Source organism: Bremerella sp. P1 (genome assembly GCF_028748185.1).
In the GTDB taxonomy this organism is placed as follows: domain Bacteria; phylum Planctomycetota; class Planctomycetia; order Pirellulales; family Pirellulaceae; genus Bremerella.
Genome location: NZ_CP118164.1, coordinates 3125460 through 3144902 on the forward strand (window position 1 = coordinate 3125460; position 19443 = coordinate 3144902).

Genomic DNA, 19443 nt, shown 5'->3' on the forward strand with positions numbered 1-19443 from the left:
CTTACTTCACTTCGGATCGTGATTCTTCCGTTTCATCAGGCGAATTTTCCGCCCGGTGATGCTGCGGTAGACGACTTCGATGCCTAAAGAAAGGCCGATCATCGCTAAGAGAATCCAAAGATGGCTCCGCGTTCGGACGTTCTCGTCGACTTCAATACAAAGCACGACCAGGGCAACCCACGTACTGATGGCGGCCAGCGCGGAGATCCAGCGTCGCCCGCCGGTTTCTTTTGCCAGGCGCACCGCGGCTACGTTGACCCCGAAGAAGATCAGCAAAAAGCCGGCACTGCCCATGGTAGCGATCGCTTCCAATGGAACGAAGTTCGCAATGAGCAATGCCAGGGCTGCCGTGATGGCGGTTCCCTCTGCGTGCTGACCACGAATGGACCGTTCCAGTTCCTTGGGCAGTTCGCCACTCTTGGCGATGATGTAGGTCAGTCGTCCGGTGCTGTAAAAGGTGGCGTTGATCGCCGAACTGGTCGCGAAGATGGCGGCGACTGCAATCGCGATATAGCCTGTTCGGCCCATCACATCGTCGGCGGCGACCGAGAGCACATGGGCGCTCGACTCCTTCACTTGGTCGAATCCGAGATGCCCGACGACCACCATGGCGATTAGAAAATAGAGCGCCATCACGATTGCCACGCCACCCAGGTACGCTATGGGCAAAGAGCGTTTCGGGTTCACCACATCGTTGGATGCGTTGGCAATCAGTTCAAAGCCTTCGTAGTTCAGGAAGATCAGCATGGCGCCAGCGATCAAGCCAGGCGTTGTCACGTAGTTCTCGTAGTCGAGCCGACTCCACTCAATCGGCGTCGCCAGGCCACACACGATGAATGCCAACAGCAATATCATCTTGGCGGCGTTGAAGAAGTTCTCGGACTTAACGACCATCTTCGACGCGAACAGATTCAGCAGAAACAAGCCGACGATCACGACGCAGATAAACGTATGCAGCCAGAAGGGTCGGTCCGGCTTGGGGAAGAAGCTCGCCGCGTAACTGCCAAATGCGTAGGCATAGATCGCCAGCAGCACGACGTAGCTTAGCAGGAGAAGGATGTTCGCCGACCCAGTGAGGATGCCGCCACCGAAGGCTCGGTTTAAGAACTCAACCGTTCCTCCTTCGCCTGGATAGCGCAGTGTCAGCTTGAGATAGGAATAGCTGGTCAGCAGAGCGACGATCCCCGAGATGATGAACGCCGCCGGGGCGCCCCCCTTGGTTACTTCAACGGTCAGCCCGGTGACGGCAAAGATGCCCCCGCCGACCATTCCACCAATCCCGATGGAAAGGGTCGAGAGTACGCCCAGTTTTTCTTCTTCCCCTGAAGACATTCGCCGCTGGCCAATCGATTTGCCGCAATGAGAATATCAGGCGTAACAGACTGCCTGATCGACTCAGGAATCTAACATCGCAGGCCAATTGTTACCATACGAATGACAAGCAGAGTATGTCGGTAAGGACCGAAACGACACCAAGTTACCAATCGGTCCAGGAATACGGTTAACCAAGAGGTAGAATCACCGTTTCTACGTTTTCCGCCAGCTCTCTTACAAATGAGACTTTGTGTTCAACGGTTTTGATTTCGTGAACGTTCCCGCCGCGGCGATCATGCCCTCGCCCTGGGTCGGGATGTGGTCACTGGCCGTGGCGATCTACGTCGCCTGTAAATGGTTAACGTGGTCGTTCGCCCGACGATCAGGCGTCGATCGCCAACGCGTTGCCGAGTACCTATTGCTCTGGCCGGGCATGGACAGCGATGCGTTTCTCAACGATAGAGATGGTGTCGTGACGCCGACGCTTTTGGAGTGGCTCTTTGCGGCCGCGAAAACGGCTGTCGGCGTTGTTCTTCTCTATGGCGTGCTGCCGCTGATTTCGGCTGAACGAGAGCTGCTGGTGGGATGGATCGGCATGATCGGTCTCATCTTCGTGTTGCACTTCGGGGTCTTCCACTTGCTGTCGTGCTGGTGGCGATCGTATGACATCGATGCGAAGCCGCTGATGGACTGGCCGATCTTAGCGACAAGCCTTGGTGAATTCTGGGGACGACGCTGGAATCGAGCGTTTCGCGATCTCACGTTCCGCTATCTCTTTAGGCCGCTCACCAAACGCTTTGGTACGACCTGGGGCTTAATGGCCGGGTTCCTGATGAGTGGACTGGTACACGACGCGGTGATTTCGATTCCTGCCGGTGCCGGCTACGGAGGTCCTACGCTGTTCTTCATTGTGCAGGGACTCGGCATCTTGATCGAGCGTAGCGCGCTCGGACGCCAGGTGGGCCTTGGTCGTGGCGCGGTGGGTTGGTTGTTTACCGTGGCGTGTCTTGTTCTGCCGGTTGCCCTGTTATTCCATCCACCATTTGTCCGCAACGTGATCGTTCCCTTTCTTCACGCGATAGGAGCCACATGATGCCATCACTGGCCACCTTAATTTTTGTTGCCGGCCTGATGCACTTCGGCATCCTGATCGCATCGGCACTGGTTCCCTTTCGGCTCGATTGGAAGAACGAATTGGCCAGCTTGTCCAAGCTGCACTGGCAGATGTACTGGGTTTACGGCGGCTATGTCGTCATGTCGATCATTGCGTTTGGTGTTATCAGTGTGACCAATGCCCAGGAGCTTGCTGAGGGTAGTGGCCTGGCTCGCGTCTTCTGCGGCTACGTCTGCTTCTTCTGGCTGGTGCGTCTTGGGCTGCAGGCCGTGCTCGATGTCAAGCAGCACCTCACGGCCTGGTGGCTGACGGCAGGGTATCACACGCTGACCGTGGTCTTTTTTGTGCTGATGCTGATCTACGGTTGGGGTGCGATCCATTCGTGAGAAGGAGAGATCGTGAACGACCCTGCGTTCGAAATAAAAAAAGCGACCAGGAACCACGAAGGACCTGATCGCTTGTTGGATTCAACGTTTGAGCCGCAAGGAAGCTAGTTGGCCGCGTAGGCTTCGCCACCAGACTTTGATCCCATAGCACCCCAAACCCCGTAAGGGCTGGGACCGTTGGTAACCTGACCTGCAGTCAGGTCGCCGGTATCGATCGTCTCGGCGACGAACTTCACCGAGCCATCGCAGAACAAGCCGATCGCACCGCCAGGATGATTGCTGGTTGGTGGCAAGATCGTGTTGCTGCCGTCGCCGTTCGGGTTGGTACCGTCAATGCAAGACGCAGCGTTGGGTGGCAGAACCGTAGTGAAGCCGACCTTTTCAATCTGGCCATCGGTCCATCGCCAGCCTGTGCGGCCTTTGATGTCGCCGGGATTGGCATAGAACCTTCCGCTGGCGGTGGCAACACATTGCGAAGGATTGCCCGAGAGTCCCGACAAACCAGTCGCGGTTCCCTCGGTGACAGGAATGTTGGTGCCACCACCTCCAATGCCGAAGTTGGTGATCAAGCGTTCGCTCATGGCGATCGTGTTACTCGTGCCGTCGGTAATGTCCCGCATGTTAACGCCGTGAACACGTTGGAAGACCCCACGCAGGTTCGAGCCATCACGGTTCCCTTGGATCGAATCACCTGAGCTGAACATATAGTTCACCGCGCTGGCAGGCTTGCTTTTGGAAGTGGCGGAAGGGCAAAGCAACATCTCGGGTGCATTGTTCCAAACGCCCCAGCCAGCCCACGCATATGGGCCCCAAGGTGCCGTGCTGCCGTCACCAGCAGCGATCTTATCGTACATAGCCGTTTGCTCAATAAATGGCAGCAAGCCAATGAATCCGCTTGCTCGTCCCGAGTTTGAAAGACGCTCGTTGCCGCTGCCGTAGCCAGGATCGTTGGTGCCTTGCTTTCGAGGAACGAACGCCCCGTACGTGTCGTGATAGTTATGCAGGGCAAGCCCGAGTTGCTTCAATTGATTCGAGCACTGCATCCGGCGGGCTGCTTCGCGGGCCTGTTGTACGGCAGGCAACAGCAGGGCAATCAAAACACCGATGATGGCAATCACAACCAGAAGTTCGACGAGGGTAAAGCCACGTCGATTCGACGAATGAAAGGGCATGATGAATTCTCGTGGGGTGGGTGGATAACTGACAAACAACGGAGATAAAACGTGCGTCGAACGAGCACAGGAGAGGTCAACAATTCAATTCAAACTTAGCACAAAATGCGATTAGGTCGTCACCCCAAAACAGGGGCTATGGCATTGTGGCAACCCGCATCATCATGTTAATGCGCAGGTTGTTTCCTTTGTTCGTGCTCCGCCGTGTCGCTGAACTGGGGGGTGGGTACAAATTGATCTTAGTCGGTCAATTCAATCGGCAGGTCATTCGCGCCTTGTTTGACCGTAAACTCCAGCCCCGAAGTCTTGGCATTGGCATACTTTTTCGGCAGGACGCTTTTGGCCTCTGCGGGGCCGGTGGCGTAAGGGTCGTAGTTGGGATCATCCTCGGACGCGACCGTCGACTCGCCCACCTCCTTCTTGGTGACCGTTACGACATAGTCGCCTGGGTTCACACCGGAAGTTCCAACAGCGGAAGAGGATAGCTCGTATTTGCCTTCTTGATCGGTGCGAGCAAACGCACCTTGACCACCCTCGCCGGCGGGACGAAAGGTGACCATTGCTCCTTCGACTGGATTGCCGTTGTAGCTGACGGTTCCGGTGACCGTGGCCCCCAATGACTTGCCGGTGTCTGCGCTGGAACAACCGGGCATCATCAATAGTCCGATACAGAGAAATAACGGGGCAGATTGATACCATGAAGTACTCAAGGCAACACTCCAGTAAGAAGAGGTAGGTAGGATTGGGGGAAGGCTGGAAAAGGAAGGTTTTTTTCAAGAGATGTTAGATAATACTGATGTCATCATTTACGACAACCCTTGTGTAGAGGTATGCCGCCCTAGTGAAATGGAGCGACTTCTAAGCCCAATCACGATTGCTTAAGAGGGCCGACTTATCGGCGCGCAGAGGGGCGCGTAAGAACGCTAGAAGCACGGCTGTCGTGTGTCGACGATTGCGAGTCGGAGATCGCTTAGTCCATCAACACCAAAGCATCGGGCAGTTCGTTGGTCGACCCGGCGGTTCGCGGTAGCACTTCGCCCAGTTGTTGGCCTGCCGACTCAATTACCGCGCAGATTGCTTCGGTCGGATGCCCTAGGTGAAGACCTTCGGTTAGCTGTTGGCAGAGTTCATCGAGCTTAGCTTGGCCGAGCTTTTCAAGGACTTCCTGGTCGGCCAGGATCGTCGCTGTGTGTTCAAAGAGCGAAACGTAAATCAATAGGCCGGTCGCGCCGCTGGTGTGATGTACGCGCCGATCGAAGAAGGCCTGGCGTGCTTTGGCAGCGACTTCGTCTTTCATTTGATCGCTCGGGGTAAATAGCCGCCGGAGCCAGTCAATCTGGCTTCCGAGCACGGCGCCTACGAGAAACGCGACCACGATGCTTGCCACCAAGGCCAACAAACCAGAATCGAAAGACGTACCGGCCCAGTCTCCCACTTCTTCCGTCGCTCGAGGATATAGGGTCCAAACCAAGACGGCCGCGATCGTCGCCAGCCAAAGGCCAAGGATATCTTCAGCTCGATCGTAGCGGCCCGAAGCCGTAGCCACGACCGGGACGATTTCGCACGAGGTGTTGCTTTCGGCCTGGGCGACGGTTTCCTGGATCTTCTGACGCTGTTCGGCACTGAAGAGAGTGGATGCACGTTGCATAGCTACTTTTTCCTTACCAAGAGCCAGTGGCACCACCGCCACCGGAAGAGCCACCGCCAAATGAACCGCCGCTGAATCCGCCTCCACCACCACTGCTGCGACTGGTCGCCATGTGATACAGGATCGCACCGACAACCGTGAATACGACGGCCCAGAATGCCCATGCCCAACCACTGGAGCCACGTCGATAAAGTGATACCGCGGTGAAGATCGCCAGGCCTACGAAGCCAGCACCGACCGCATAGTGCCACAAAGGACGCGGCTTGGTAGGAAGTTCGAGCTTGCGAGCCATCAAGTCGAGCGACTCGACGCCGGCGACAATGCCTTCGGAGAACTGCTCTAGCTTGAAGCGGGGAATGATTTGTTCATCCATGATCTGTCGACAGAGACCATCTTCGCGCCGTCCCCAGCCCCCGCCCAGTTCGATTCGGGCTTTGCGATCGTTCTTGGAAACCAACAGCAAGATACCGGTGTTCCACTCTTGTCCGTTGATCTGAGCGTGGCCGATTCCCCACTGGTCGAACAGCAGCGTCGCGAACGTTTCGATCCGCAGACCTTCGCCGCCGTGCTGGGCCATCGAGTCGATCGTGATCACGATGATCGGCGTTTCTTTGTCGGTCAGCAGCTTATCGCAAACTTCCCGAATCTTCTCTTCGTCTTCCGGCGTGATCATCTCGGCCAGGTCACGCACAAACTCGCGATCACCAGGCTTCTCGATATCGATTTGAATTGCCGATGCGGTCGAAGCGAAACAGACCGTTGAGATGCCAATCAGCAGGCACAACATCAGACTTTGGCAACAGCGTGTGATGGGCATCAGTCGCAACTTTCTCCGTGGATACGCACTCGGAAGATCATGATTGCCCCGTGGGGACAATCGTCCTGAGGCGGCATGAGCTAGGATTGTAACGTAACGACAATCCAGATGCATGGCATTGCGTGACACGTCTGCCAGAAAACTACTCGACCAGTTGTAGCACAATGCCCACGGTCGTTTGCCCGTTGAAATGGTCGAGCAAGACCTTCGAGGCAATCACTCCATCGCTTGGGTCGCTGTACAGCTTGGTATCTTCGTCGTCGAAGAACGCTTTCAGCTCCGGCAGTTCGCTGGTGATGCTGACCGGTTTGTTCGTTTCGACGACGCCGGATTGGGGCGTATCGCGAACCCAGATTTTGCCTTGGCGATCGGTCACGCGAATGACGGAGTTGCTTTGGTCGAGATGGGTCAGGAAATCGACGAGTTGGTGTCGTAAGTCGATTGCGATGACCGCCGCACCAAACAGACTGCCTGAGTTGTCGTCGTAGATCGGGGTGATTGCGACGAGACGTACGCCTTCTTCGACGCGATCGTTTTCACTGTCATCGGCGCTGCGGACAACCAGGAAGATATCGCCGCGGTTGAGTCTTGATACCTGGGCTAAGACCTCGGGTTCTTCGTGCGTGGTCAGACGCGATGCCGGCACACGGCGTAGGTAAGCGGGGTCGCGCACATTGCGTTCGACACAAACAACATCCTCGGCCGCTCCCTCGGTGATCTTGGTGAAGCTGATCGAAATGTATTCGACATTGGCCCGCAGGAATTCTTCGTAGATCAGCTCGAGTCGGCTACGCCAAACGTCTTCCGGTTCGCCTTCCGCGTTTTCTTCTTGGGCTACGATGATGCCTTGGATGGGCGGCAGGCTCGACATGAAGCGGACGTCTTTCGACAGGCTCTCGGCAGTCGTTTTCAGTTGGACTTCCAGTTCGCGACTATACGCTTGCATTTGGTCGAAGCGGCTCTGACGTCTTGCGTTCTTCGCTTTGTACGAGTCGACCACAAACACCGTCATGGCCACCAGGCAGGTCACCAGTACCAGGCCCACCAACTGCGAGGCAATGCGATGATGCTGAATCCAACGTGCCAGACGCTGCTCGGGGCGCTCCTGGTAGGCAGCGACTTTTTCGCCGGCCATCCAGCGCTGAACTTCTTCGGCCAGCTCTGATGCCGATTGATACCGCGCGTATTGACGTCGGGCCATCGCTTTGGCGCAGATGGCGGCCAGGGCGGGATCGACATCGGGATTCACATCGGCCGCGTTGGGAGTTGGATGCCCGGCAATGGCGGTCAGCAATTCTCTTCCGTTGACCGATTTCGAAGCGTCGCGCGTGTGTTCGTGTGGGCCACATCCGGCCAGGATCGAAAAGAGGATCGCCCCCAGGCCGTAGATGTCGGTGCGTTCATCGAGTTCATCGACGCGACCGGCCGCTTGTTCAGGAGCCATGTAAAGAGGCGTCCCCAGCACTTGGCCGTCCATCGTGCTTTGATTGCTGGCGTGCATCGCGTGCGTGCCGGACTGGCCGTCGCTGGTTTGCAGCTCGTTGATGACCTTGGCGATGCCCCAGTCGATCACGATCACCTGACCGAAGTTATCGATCGCGACGTTCTCGGGTTTCAGGTCGCGGTGAATGACCTTTCGCGAGTGGGCGTGACCGATCGCCTGGCACACGTTGACGAAGTCGGTCAGTAGACGCCGCAGCAGCATCGGGTCGTGATCCCCTTCGCTCAGGCGTTCGTGATACTCTTGAATCGTGTCGTGCAGCGTCTGCTTGCCGAGGAAACGCATCGCATAGAATGCCTGGCCTGTTTCGATGTCTTCACCCAGGTGATAGATGGGCACGATACCAGGGTGTTCGAGTCGACCGGTGATCTCGGCTTCGCGGCGGAAACGCTCTTGCGCCGAGGATTGGTCCGGGGCGGTGACTTCTTTGACGGCCACAGGGCGTTTCAGATGTTCGTCGTAGGCCAGCCAGACGCGACCGAGGCCGCCTTGGCCGAGCTTGCGGATAAGTCGATAGCGAGCCATCGACGATCGCAAGCCGGTGGCGTCGTTGGCACCCGAACCTGAAACACTGTGGATTCCCATCAAGCGGGCAATCACTCCGGAAGGATCGACCGAGTCGAGCGTTCGCGCCACGACCGTTTCTGCCGAGGTGAAGTCGGTATCGCTGCCGCCCGGGGGAACTTCTTTGAGCAGGGCCGGACTGCGTTCGATCAACTGGTTGCAGGTGTCGACGTCGATGTGCCCCAGCGCTACCAGGTGTTCGTGAAGCGGCAAGTCGCCGTGCAGCGTCCAGGTGGAAAGTGCCTGAGACAGCTGGCGTTCCGAGATCACCCCCATGCGGAGAATCAGCGCGGCAATGGCGATGTCTTGTTGCTCTTTGCTGAAATCACCGCTGGCGCCGGCCATCGTTTCGGCAAAACGAGCATCAGGAACTGGGGCTTTCTCAGAAGACATGCGAAGTAGGGTCCGAAGGGTGCGAGTGGGACTAGTACTTCTTCAAGTTTAGTTGCCAAATTCAGCCCGTGGGAGAAGTTTTGGGGGTAAATGGACTGTTCTACGCGACCGATTTGCTCGTCGATGGGAAATAACTGCTTGCAAGGGACGAAAAGTCTACAGATCAGCTCATCTACGAACTCAACAGCCACTTCGAGATCTTCAACAACGTCCGTCGAGGCACCCATGGGGTGATCCAGTTCAAGAGGAACCACAATCGCCATTCGTTGATCACGACCAGTCGTCCCTTCTTCATCGCGCGGTAGCCCAGCTCGGCGACGCTACGGGCAGTCACGGTCGAGCCCTTTTTGAACATGCTGACCTGCTTGGCGTGGGCTCGTTGGAAGAATTCGGTTTCCACCGGTCCTGGGCAGAGGGCCGTGACGGTGACGCCAAGTTCGGCAACTTCTTCATTGATGGCCTGCGAAAAGCTGAGGACGTACGCTTTCGACGCGTAGTAGACCGCCATCATCGGACCCGGCAGAAATCCCGCTGTGCTGCCGACGTTGAGGATACGTCCGTGTTGCCGCTCAAGCATGCCCTGCATGAAGCGGTGGGTCATTTCACTGAGGACGGTGACGTTCAAGTGAATCATCCCGCCGTCGGTCTTCCAATCGTGTTGATAGAACGGCCCATGATTGCCGAAGCCGGCGTTGTTGATCAAGATGTCGACCTCGATGCCGGCGGCGTCGACCTGGTCGTACACCTGGTGAACGGCACGTGGTTCGTTCAGATCGATGGCGATGCACATGACGTTGACTTTGTGCTTCTCGATGATCTGCTTCTTCAGGTCTTCGAGCACTTCACCGCGACGAGCAATCAGGACCAGGTCGCCACCATGCTCGGCGTGGACCCAGGCCAACTCGCGACCGATGCCGCTGGATGCTCCGGTGATCAAGGCTGTGTTCTTCATGGTGCAGGTTCCTCAGAGATGTGCTTTCGTGTCTCTATTCTGACATACCAGGTGGTCAACGAACAATTGGAAGAAGTACGCATCGGGCCGGTTATTCGATGGCGTGAGAAGTGGCCCTAACTTGTCTGGCATAGCAGGAGCGATAGGATGGGGGAAAGTCACTATACGGCGATCACCCCGAAGGAAGGAAACTGATGAAAGCAGCCTACATCGAAGAAACGGGACCACCAGAAGTTATCCAGGTTGGCGAAATCCCCACGCCAGAACCAGGCGAAGGCCAGGTCTTGGTGAAGATCGGTACGGCAGCGCTCAACCCCATCGATACCTATATCCGCAACGGAGCCAACTATTGGGAACTGCCCAAGCCGTTTGTTACCGGTAGTGACCTGGCCGGTACGATTGAAAAGGTTGGCCCTGGCGCTAATCGTTACCAGGTGGGTCAGCGCGTATGGGGAACGAATCAAGGACTCGTCGGACGTCAGGGCACCTTCGCCGAGTACGCCGTGGTCGACGAGCACTGGTTGTATGCCACGCCTGACAACGTGAGCGATGATGCCGCTGCGGCCTGTGCACTGACCGGCGTGACGGCTCATCTCGGTTTGGGGGCTGACAACGCGGCCCTGAAGTCTGGCGAGACTATCTTCGTGCATGGTGGTTCCGGCGGTGTTGGCTCAATGGTCGTGCAGATGGCCAAAGCGATGGGAGCAACGGTTCTGGCCACCGCAGGCTCGGATGAGAAAGCCGAATTGTGCAAAGAACTCGGAGCCGACTATGTCTTCAACTACAAGACACAAAACGTTGCCGAGGAAGTCCTCAAGGTTTGTCCTAACGGCGTGAACGTGATTTGGGAAACCGTCCGCGAGCCCGACTTCGATTTCCTGGTGAGCATTGCCGCCGAGCGTTGCCGGATGGTGCTCATGGCAGGTCGCGATGCCCGCCCGGAGTTTCCCGTCGGTCCTTTCTACGTCAAAGGTTGTAGCCTGCATGGGTTCGTGATGTTCAAAGTGAGCCCCGAAGAGATGGACTTGTGTGGCCAGCAGATCAGCCGCTGGCTTTCGGAGGGGAAGCTGAAGCCACAGATCGGGATGGTCTTTCCTCTTTCCGAAGCGGCTGCTGCCCATAAGTTGCAGGAAGACAATACCTTGCGGCAGGCAGGCACCCTGGCAGGGAAAATCCTGATCAAGCCGTGAATTAGGGTTTCCTAGGAACTATAATGCGGCTCGACTCGTAATCAGTGTCAAATGAATTGAATCCCTTTCGCGAGTGAGCCGCATGATGTCCCGCCTCTGCTTACTACTAACCTTCCTCTCGTTCTTGCCTGCCACCGATCTCCTAGCGACCGAATACGGCAACATCGTCACCGTCGCAGGTACTGGCCAAAAAGAACTGGGCAAAATGGAAGGCCCGGTCGACCAGGTCAACATTGGTCAGACATTCGGTGTGCTGATCGGCCCGGATGGGGCGATGTATGTGACAGAAGTCGAAAACCATCGTGTGCTGCGAGTCGACCTGAAGACCAAGCAGGTCACGACCGTCGCTGGTAACGGCACGAAAGGGTATGCAGGTGACGGCGGACCGGCGACCGAAGCCCAGCTCAACGAACCCTACGAAGTCCGCTTCGCTGGCAATGGTGACATGTATTTCGTGGAGATGCAGAACCACCTCATTCGCAAAGTCGATGCGAAGACCGGAACCATCTCGACCGTCGCAGGCACCGGCAAGCCCGGCTACTCTGGCGATGGCGGCCCAGCGCTCAAGGCCCAGTTCAATCGACCGCACAGCATTGTGCTGAGTGAAGACGACTCAACGTTGTATGTGGCTGACATTCAGAACCATCGAATCCGCGCGATCGATTTAAAGACTGGGGTTATCCAGTCAATCGCTGGCAACGGTGATAAGAAGCTGCCAATCGACGGCGAGACAACGGTTGGGAAGTCGATGGTCGGTCCCCGGGCACTCTATCTCGATGGAAACGATCTGTGGATCGCTTTGCGAGAAGGACACAGTGTCTGGCGCTTGGACTTGAAGACCGGCATCGTGTATCACGTGGCCTGCTCAGGCAAGAAGGGTTATAGCGGCGACGGCGGCAGTGCCAAAGAAGCAACGATGAATGGTCCCAAGGGAATCGTCAAAGCACCCAACGGCAGTCTGTACGTGGTCGACACCGAAAATCAGGCCATTCGCGAGATCGACGTGAAGAACGATCGCATCCGTACCGTGGCTGGCATCGGACCGCAAGGACGTGGTTACTCGGGCGATAATGGCCCAGCGACGAAGGCCAAGATGGATCGCCCGCACGGGATTGGTGTCGGAGTGGATAACGCTTTGTACATCGGCGATACGAACAATCACCGGGTTCGCAAAGTCGTGCCCGTAAGCGAATAAGGAATTATCCAATGCACGCGATCAATCGACGACAGATGCTTCAAGGTTCTCTGGCTGCCGCCGCCGCGGTAGGCCTTGGTGGTTCGCTTTCCGCCGACGATGCTTCCCCCAGCCGCTGGAAGCTGATCACGTTTACCAAGTTTCTGCAGCCGCTCAGCTATGACGAGATGGCCAAACAGGTGGCCGAGATTGGCTATGATGGAATCGAAGCGCCAATCCGCGTCGGAGGTCATATCGAACCGGAGAATGTGGCGGAGGAATTGCCCAAGTTCGTCGAAGCGCTGAAGAAGCAGGGCCTCACGATCGACATACTGACTTCCAGCATCAACAGCGTCGATTCGCCCAACGCGGAAGAGACGCTGAAGGTGGCCAAAGAGTTGGGCATCCCGCGGTATCGCATGTCGTACTACAAGTATGACTTGAAGAAGCCAGTCGTCCGCCAGGTCCGCGAAGCCGGCGCCAAGCTGAAAGACCTGGCGGCAATGAACGAGGAGATCGGCATTCAGGCCGTCTACCAGAATCACTCCGGCAGCCATTACGTGGGTGCGCCGATCTGGGACATCATGCAGCTGGTTCGCCAGTACGATCCTAAAGTCGTGTCGATGGCATTCGATATCGGACATGCCCGGGTCGAAGGTAACACGTCGTGGCCGATCCAGTGGAACTTGGTCCAGTCGCACCTCGGCTCGGTCTACATCAAGGACTTTACAGGGAACAGCGGCCGACCGGCGTGGTGCTCGGTGACTGAAGGAGAGCTTCCTGGCGAGTTCTGGAAGCTGCTCAAAGCGAGTGACTATAACGGTCCGATCTCGCTGCATGTCGAGTACCTGCATGGTGAAGAAGCAAAGCAGGTCTCGAACCATATCGCGGCGATGAAACGCGATTTGGCTTGGCTCAAGCAGAAGCTCGCGTCGTAGTTTCACGGTCACTACCAACTCCCGGCCTGCCTCAAAACCCCACCTTTCCTGGAGAGCATTGTGAGAATCTTATCCGCGCTCATCCTGTCGTGTGTTGCATTTGTCGGTTCAACGCTTGGGGCGGACCAGCGTCCCAACATTGTTTGGCTTTCGTGCGAAGACATTAGCCCGCATATCGGTTGCTTTGGTGACGAGCACGCCATCACGCCCAACATCGATCAGTTGGCCACCGAAGGTGTACGCTATACCAACACGTTTACCACGGCCGGCGTGTGTGCTCCATGCCGTAGCGGGATCATCACCGGCATGTACCAGACCTCGCTCGGTTCGCAGCACATGCGCTGCACGGCGACCTTGCCCGACGAGATCAAGCCGTTTCCCATTTACCTGCGGGAAGCAGGTTACTACTGCACAAATAACTCGAAGCAGGACTATCAGTTTCGCACGCCCAAAGAAACCTGGGACGCGTCTTCCGGCAAAGCCCATTGGCGCAATCGCCCCGACAAGTCGCAGCCGTTCTTTTCGGTGTTCAACTTCACCGGTTGTCACGAGTCAGGCATTGCCTCGAAGGGCAAATACGAATCGGTCACGAAGGTGTTAACGCCAGAGCAGCGACAAGATCCTGCGAAGCTCGAACTGCCGCCATACTATCCCGACACGCCGGTCGTTCGCGAAGATTGGAAACGCAACTACGAGCTGATCACGGCCATGGATCACTGGGCAGGCAATCTGATTCAGCAGCTGAAAGACGACGGCTTGTACGAAGACACGATCATCATGTTCTGGTCCGATCATGGCGTCGGCTTGCCGCGAGCCAAACGCTGGCTGTACGACTCGGGTACCCATATTCCCTTGGTTGTTCGCATTCCGGAAAAGTTTCGCGTCGATGCACAAGGGACGCCAGGAGAAATAAATGACCAGCTGGTCAGCTCAATCGATTTCGGACCGACTGTGTTGAAGTTGGCAGGAGTCGAAGTGCCTGACTACGTGCAGGGTCAGCCATTCTTGGGTAGCGATGTGACTCCACGTGACTACGTGTACGGGGCACGCGATCGGATGGACGAGCGATACGATATCATCCGGATGGTCCGCGACAAGCAGTTCAAATATATCCGCAACTACGAGCCGCTGAAGACGTACTACCAGTACATGAACACCCCGGAGAAAGGGGCGACGATGAGCGAGCTTCGTCGACTGCATGAGAAGGGACAACTGCCAGCCAAGGCCGAGTATTTCTTTTCAAACACGAAGCCGGTGGAAGAGCTTTACGACTGCCAGGCCGATCCACACGAGGTGAATAACCTGGCTGACGATCCGAAGTACGCCGATGTCCTCAAGAGGATGCGGGCCGCTCATCGGCAGTGGGTGCTGGAGACGCGCGATACGGGACTGATTCCCGAGCCAATCCTCGTTCACCGTTCGAAGCAGTTGGGAAGCGAGTACGCGGTACTCCGACAACCAGGCAGCGACCAGGTCAACCGGCGTATTGCCACCACGGCGACCCTAGCATCGGAAGGCCAGTCGGCACTACCCAAGCTGATTCAAGCCATAAAGGATGAAGACGATGCCGTGCGATACTGGGCAGCCACCGGGATTGGCAATATCGGTGAGCCAGCGCGCGAGGACGCCGCAGAAATCGTTCAGGCTGCTCTGAGCGATGAATCTTCCGCCGTGCGAACTGCCGCTGCCAGGGCCCTTTGCCGCATGGGACTGCCGGAAAGTGCCTTGCCGGTACTGGTGAAGGAAATGACCACGGGCCAACAGTGGGAACGGCTTCAGGCGGCGATTGTTTTGGATGAAATCGACGAGCAAGCTCGCCCAGTGATGGAAGAGATGAAGCAGGGACTCAAGTATCAAAAGGGCTTCAACTCCGACGGCAAGTACCGTGTTCGCGTGACAAACCGAGCCCTGAATGAGCTCCAGGGAACCACCAACACGGTTCCTTAATCGCTACGCTCAGACGTTCCGATCCCAAAAGGTCTTCACGAAATGGAACCGACGATGGCATTGCTTCAACCGCTTCGCCCTTTTTTTGTGGCCCTATGCCTGGCGCTCTCGCTGTTTGGCTTCGGGGAGAGTCTGTGGGCGCAGGAAACACGTCCGCCCAATGTGATTGTGATCTTGTGCGATAACCTGGGCTACGGCGACATCGGTTGTTTTGGATCGAAGCTGCATCGCACGCCTCATCTCGACCAGATGGCCACTGAGGGAATGAAGCTGACCGACCTCTACGCGGCCAGTGGCGTGTGCACTCCATCTCGGGCAGCGCTATTGACCGGCTGTTATCCGCCGCGGGTCGACATGCATCGCAGCGACACAGGCGGAGCTGTCTTGCAGCCTGTTTCGCCGAAAGGGCTTTCGCCAGATGAAATCACGCTTGCCGAGCTACTGAAGACCAAGGGCTACGCTACCACGATCATAGGTAAGTGGCATCTGGGGGATCAGTTGCCGTTTCTGCCCACGCGGCAAGGCTTTGATTCCTTCTATGGAATTCCCTACAGCGATGACATGACGCCTCGTGCTGGTAAGCCATGGCCCGATCTACCGCTGATGCGCGATGAAGAGGTGATCGATGCCCCGGTCGACCTGAACATGGCGACAAGGCTGTATACCTTCGAAGCGATTCGTTTCATCACCGAGAACCGCGAGCGGCCGTTCTTCCTTTACCTGCCGCAGGCAATGCCAGGCAGTACGCGGGCTCCCTATGCCAGCGATACTTTTCGAGGGAAGAGTAAGAACGGACCTTGGGGAGATTCCATCGAGGAACTCGACTGGTCCACCGGACAGATTTTGAAAACACTTCAGCTACTGCAGCTCGACAAGCAGACTCTTGTCATTTGGACGAGCGACAATGGTGCGCCGCGGCGTAACCCAGTTCAGGGATCGAACGAACCTCTCAAAGGTTGGGGGTACACGACGGCGGAAGGTGGCATGCGCGTTCCAACGATTGCCTGGTGGCCTGGGACGATCCCTAGCGGAAGCGAGTGTGCCGAGGTCGCCTCGCTGATGGATCTCTATCCCACGATCGCTCATCTGGCCGGAGCCCCGTTGCCGCAGGATCGCGTGATTGATGGCAAAGACATTCTGCCGCTGTTAAAAGGGACGCCCGGCGCGAAGTCGCCTCACGAGGCGTTCTACTACTACATGTTCGATCAACTTCAGGCCGTTCGCAGCGGCGATTGGAAGTTGTATCTCCCTCTGCAGAACGTGAGGGGTGGCTGGCAGCAAGAGAAAGAAGCATTTGCCCAGCCTAGGCTCTTCAATCTGAAAGAGGATCTGCAGGAGACGAGTGATGTCGCCAAGGAAAATCCCGAAATCGTAGAGCAAATGATGCTTCTGGCGAAGAAGATCCAGGACGATCTTGGGGATGACGAGAACCCTGGCCCTGGCCGCCGACGAGCAGGCCATTTTCCTGAGCCAACAGCCCGTATCTTGACTAAATAGGGCCATTTTTCGGGACATTTTGCCAGCGAACCGCACCCAGGTGGCGGTTGTCTCTCTCGCTGGACCGCACTCCGCGCCAAAGGCATCGTGCGGTACAATGCCCAATTCTTGACGTTGAAACCCCTACGAGTAGGACCTCACCTACGAGGAATCCCCCATGCCAAGACGCATTTTGGTCACCTCTGCCCTGCCCTATGCGAATGGGCCGATCCATATCGGACATCTGGTGGAATACATCCAGACCGATATCTGGGTCCGCTTTCAGAAGCTGTCGGGCAACGATTGCCGTTATTTCTGCGCCGACGATACGCACGGCACGGCGATCATGATCAGCGCTCAAAAGAACGGAGTGACCGAAGAAGAGTTCATCGCCAAGATGAGCGAGGAACATCAGCAGGACTTTGCCGGGTTTGGGGTTCAGTTTGATAACTACGGGTCGACCCACAGCGATGAGAACCGCGAGCTGTGCGCCGAGTTCTGGCAGTCGCTGCGCGATGCCGATCTGGTCGTCGAAAAGGACGTGCATCAGCTTTTCGATCCCGAGAAGAAGACGTTCCTGGCCGATCGTTTCGTGCGTGGTACGTGTCCGAAATGTAAGTCCGAGAATCAGCCGGGCGATAACTGCTCGAAGTGTGGTGCCGCCTACACTCCAGCGGACCTGATTGATCCGAAGAGTACGCTTTCAGGGGCCACGCCAGAGCTAAAGACAGCCAAGCACTTGTTTGTGCACCTGGAAAAGCTGCATGGCTTTCTCGACGAGTGGACACAGAGCGGATATCACTTGCAGGACGAAGTCGCCAACTACTTGAAGGGGCACTTCCTGCACGACGAACTTCGTGACTGGGACATCTCGCGTCCGGGGCCTTACTTCGGCTTCGAGATTCCCGACAGTCCTGGCGATTATTGGTACGTTTGGTTTGACGCCCCGATCGGCTACATCGCCTCGTCGTGGCAGTGGTGCAAAGCCAACGGCGAAGACCTGGCCACGTGGTGGAAGAATCCTGAAACGGAAGTGCATCACTTCATCGGGAAAGATATCACCTATTTCCACACGCTGTTCTGGCCCGGCATGCTTAAGACGGCCGGCTACAATCTGCCGACAAAGGTTCACATCCACGGCTTTCTGACGGTCGATGGCAAGAAGATGTCCAAGAGCGACGGAACGTTCGTTAAAGCGGCGACGTACCTGAAGCACTTGGATCCGGCCTACCTGCGTTACTTCTATGCATCGAAGCTTGGTCCGAGACTGGACGACCTCGATATGAACCTCGAGGAGTTCGCTGACAAGATCAACTCGGACCTGATTGGTAAGGTCGTGAACCTCGCTTCGCGGACGGCCAAGTTCGTCGAGAAGTCCGGCCTGTCGGCTGAGTATCCCGACGACGATGGCTTGTTCGAGAAGGCTGCGGCTGCCGGCGATCAGATTGCCAAGGCCTACGAAGACTGCGATCTGAACAAGGCCATGCGGTTGATCCTGGAGCTTGCCGACGCGGCGAACCCGTTTATCGAAGCGAACAAGCCCTGGGAGCTTCGCAAAGATCCGGCCAACGCCCAGAAGCTACAAGATGTTTGTACGGTCGGCCTGAACTTGTTTCGGCAGATCGTCGTGTACTTGTCGCCGGTGTTACCGAAGCTGGCCGAACAAACAGGCGAACTTTTAAACGATCCGATTACCAGTTGGGATCAGGCCAAGACGCCGCTCACTGGGACCGAGGTCAATAAATTCAGTCACTTGATGAAACGTGTTGAAGCAGACAAGGTGAAAGCCATGATCGACGATAGTAAGGAAGAAGCGGCGGCAGAAGCTCCGGCTGAGAACAACCAGGCCGAAGAGACCTCTGCGAAGTTCAACGACAGCGCGCAGCCCATGGTCGACGAGCCCATGGCCGAAGAGTGCACGATCGACGATTTCGTGAAGGTCGACCTGCGTGTGGCCCGCGTCCTTTCGGCCGAACAAGTGCCGGAAGCTCGTAAGCTGTTGAAGCTGACCCTCGGACTGGGTGGCGATCATCGCAAGCAGGTCTTCGCCGGTATCAAGGCAGCCTACAAACCAGAAGATCTGGTCGGCCGGTTGGTCGTGATGGTAGCCAATCTGAAGCCGCGTCAGATGAAGTTTGGCCTCAGCGAAGGCATGGTCTGTGCCAGCGGCCCAGGCGGTGAAGAAGTCTTCCTGCTCAGCCCTGACGAAGGTGCGAAGCCAGGTCAGCGGATTCACTGATTAGTTTGAAGTTTTCAGTCTTCAGTTTTCAGAAAGGCTGTCCCGGTGTTTCCTGGATAGCCTTTTTTGATGTTTAGACATCCCTCAGGTTGAGGATCATCTCGACTGCGTACGGATCGAGATTCATCTGCTTCGCGATTTCTGCCTGCGAAATACCTTGGTCGGCGAGAGCATAGACCTCGGCACGTTTTACTTCGTCGCAGAGTAGCTCCGACACGGCACTGAAATTGGGGCTTCCCTCTCCGACCAACTCGCGGCTCTCTTGCAGCGTTCGCTCGATTGGACGGCGTTCTTCCGGCGTGAGTTGGGCAGCTTCGATCTTCATCAGCGTACGCTGTAGAATCAGTAGCTTGGTATCGACGATGGCCTGAAGTTCTCGTGTCCGTTCGAGCATTTCAACCTGCCACTGGTTCAGCTCGGCTGGACCGCCGGACATCGACCACTCTTTGTTCTCCGGCCTGGGGTTCGAGACGAGGTAGTTGTCGTCTTTTCCGCGGGCCTTCTTCGCTCGTATCTGGCCGCGCCAGTTTCGGCGCATCAAGATCCAGATGAGTAGGATGAGTCCTCCGAAGAACATCAAGTAAGGTAAGTAGCTGTCATCGCCCATATCGTGCATCC

The 19443-nt window shown here is 56.6% G+C and carries 16 protein-coding genes; 8 read left to right on the top strand and 8 right to left on the bottom strand.

The genetic code is table 11. The features are described 5' to 3' along the window. Positions 1–6 precede the first annotated feature (6 nt). The gene (locus PSR63_RS13110) at positions 7–1332 is read right to left on the bottom strand and encodes an APC family permease (protein ID WP_274333904.1); all 1326 of its coding nucleotides are present in this window, start codon (positions 1330–1332) and stop codon (positions 7–9) included. Between the two features lie 253 nt (positions 1333–1585). On the opposite strand from PSR63_RS13110, the gene PSR63_RS13115 reads away from it, so the two are divergent. Then, the gene (locus PSR63_RS13115) at positions 1586–2407 is read left to right on the top strand and encodes a wax synthase family protein (protein WP_274333905.1); all 822 of its coding nucleotides are present in this window, start codon (positions 1586–1588) and stop codon (positions 2405–2407) included. Then, on the top strand, positions 2404–2814 hold the full coding sequence (locus tag PSR63_RS13120; protein ID WP_274333906.1) for a hypothetical protein: 411 nt from the start codon (positions 2404–2406) through the stop codon (positions 2812–2814). Before PSR63_RS13115 ends, PSR63_RS13120 begins: the two co-directional genes overlap by 4 nt. Positions 2815–2918: 104 nt before the next feature. On the opposite strand, the gene PSR63_RS13125 is transcribed toward PSR63_RS13120, so the two are convergent. The 6 genes from PSR63_RS13125 to PSR63_RS13150 all read right to left on the bottom strand — a co-directional run bounded on the left by PSR63_RS13125 (position 2919) and on the right by PSR63_RS13150 (position 9861). Next, a complete protein-coding gene (locus PSR63_RS13125) occupies positions 2919–3986 on the bottom strand; it encodes a DUF1559 domain-containing protein (RefSeq protein WP_274333907.1) in 1068 nt (355 codons plus the stop codon). Between the two features lie 239 nt (positions 3987–4225). After that, positions 4226–4696, bottom strand: a complete 471-nt coding sequence (locus PSR63_RS13130; RefSeq protein WP_274333908.1) for a carboxypeptidase-like regulatory domain-containing protein — start codon at positions 4694–4696, stop codon at positions 4226–4228. 260 nt (positions 4697–4956) lie between these two features. Then, complete coding sequence (locus PSR63_RS13135; protein WP_274333909.1) at positions 4957–5634, bottom strand: TPM domain-containing protein; 678 nt, start codon at positions 5632–5634, stop codon at positions 4957–4959. A gap of 13 nt (positions 5635–5647) precedes the next feature. Further along, positions 5648–6451, bottom strand: coding sequence for a TPM domain-containing protein (locus PSR63_RS13140; protein ID WP_274333910.1), 804 nt, complete (start codon positions 6449–6451; stop codon positions 5648–5650). Positions 6452–6593: 142 nt separating this feature from the next. Next, the gene (locus tag PSR63_RS13145) at positions 6594–8909 is read right to left on the bottom strand and encodes a serine/threonine-protein kinase (protein WP_274333911.1); all 2316 of its coding nucleotides are present in this window, start codon (positions 8907–8909) and stop codon (positions 6594–6596) included. A 172-nt stretch (positions 8910–9081) separates the two neighbouring features. Further along, positions 9082–9861 (bottom strand): SDR family NAD(P)-dependent oxidoreductase, encoded by a 780-nt coding sequence (locus PSR63_RS13150; protein WP_274333912.1) that lies wholly within the window; start codon positions 9859–9861, stop codon positions 9082–9084. Between the two features lie 194 nt (positions 9862–10055). Between PSR63_RS13150 and PSR63_RS13155 the strand changes: the two genes are divergently transcribed. The 6 genes from PSR63_RS13155 (at position 10056) to metG (ending at position 18825) form a co-directional block, all read left to right on the top strand. After that, complete coding sequence (locus PSR63_RS13155) at positions 10056–11051, top strand: NADPH:quinone reductase (RefSeq protein ID WP_274333913.1); 996 nt, start codon at positions 10056–10058, stop codon at positions 11049–11051. A gap of 82 nt (positions 11052–11133) precedes the next feature. Further along, a complete protein-coding gene (locus PSR63_RS13160) occupies positions 11134–12246 on the top strand; it encodes an SMP-30/gluconolactonase/LRE family protein (protein ID WP_274333914.1) in 1113 nt (370 codons plus the stop codon). A gap of 11 nt (positions 12247–12257) precedes the next feature. Next, positions 12258–13163, top strand: coding sequence for a sugar phosphate isomerase/epimerase family protein (locus tag PSR63_RS13165; protein WP_274333915.1), 906 nt, complete (start codon positions 12258–12260; stop codon positions 13161–13163). A 60-nt stretch (positions 13164–13223) separates the two neighbouring features. Further along, complete coding sequence (locus PSR63_RS13170) at positions 13224–15110, top strand: sulfatase-like hydrolase/transferase (RefSeq protein WP_274333916.1); 1887 nt, start codon at positions 13224–13226, stop codon at positions 15108–15110. Between the two features lie 54 nt (positions 15111–15164). Next, on the top strand, positions 15165–16607 hold the full coding sequence (locus PSR63_RS13175; RefSeq protein ID WP_274333917.1) for a sulfatase family protein: 1443 nt from the start codon (positions 15165–15167) through the stop codon (positions 16605–16607). Between the two features lie 157 nt (positions 16608–16764). Then, positions 16765–18825: a methionine--tRNA ligase gene (gene metG, locus PSR63_RS13180; protein ID WP_274333918.1), complete on the top strand. Its 2061-nt coding sequence runs from the start codon at positions 16765–16767 to the stop codon at positions 18823–18825. Positions 18826–18898: 73 nt separating this feature from the next. Here metG and PSR63_RS13185 read toward each other — a convergent pair whose 3' ends face one another. Then, positions 18899–19432, bottom strand: a complete 534-nt coding sequence (locus PSR63_RS13185) for a hypothetical protein (protein ID WP_274333919.1) — start codon at positions 19430–19432, stop codon at positions 18899–18901. Between the last annotated feature and the right edge of the window lie 11 nt (positions 19433–19443).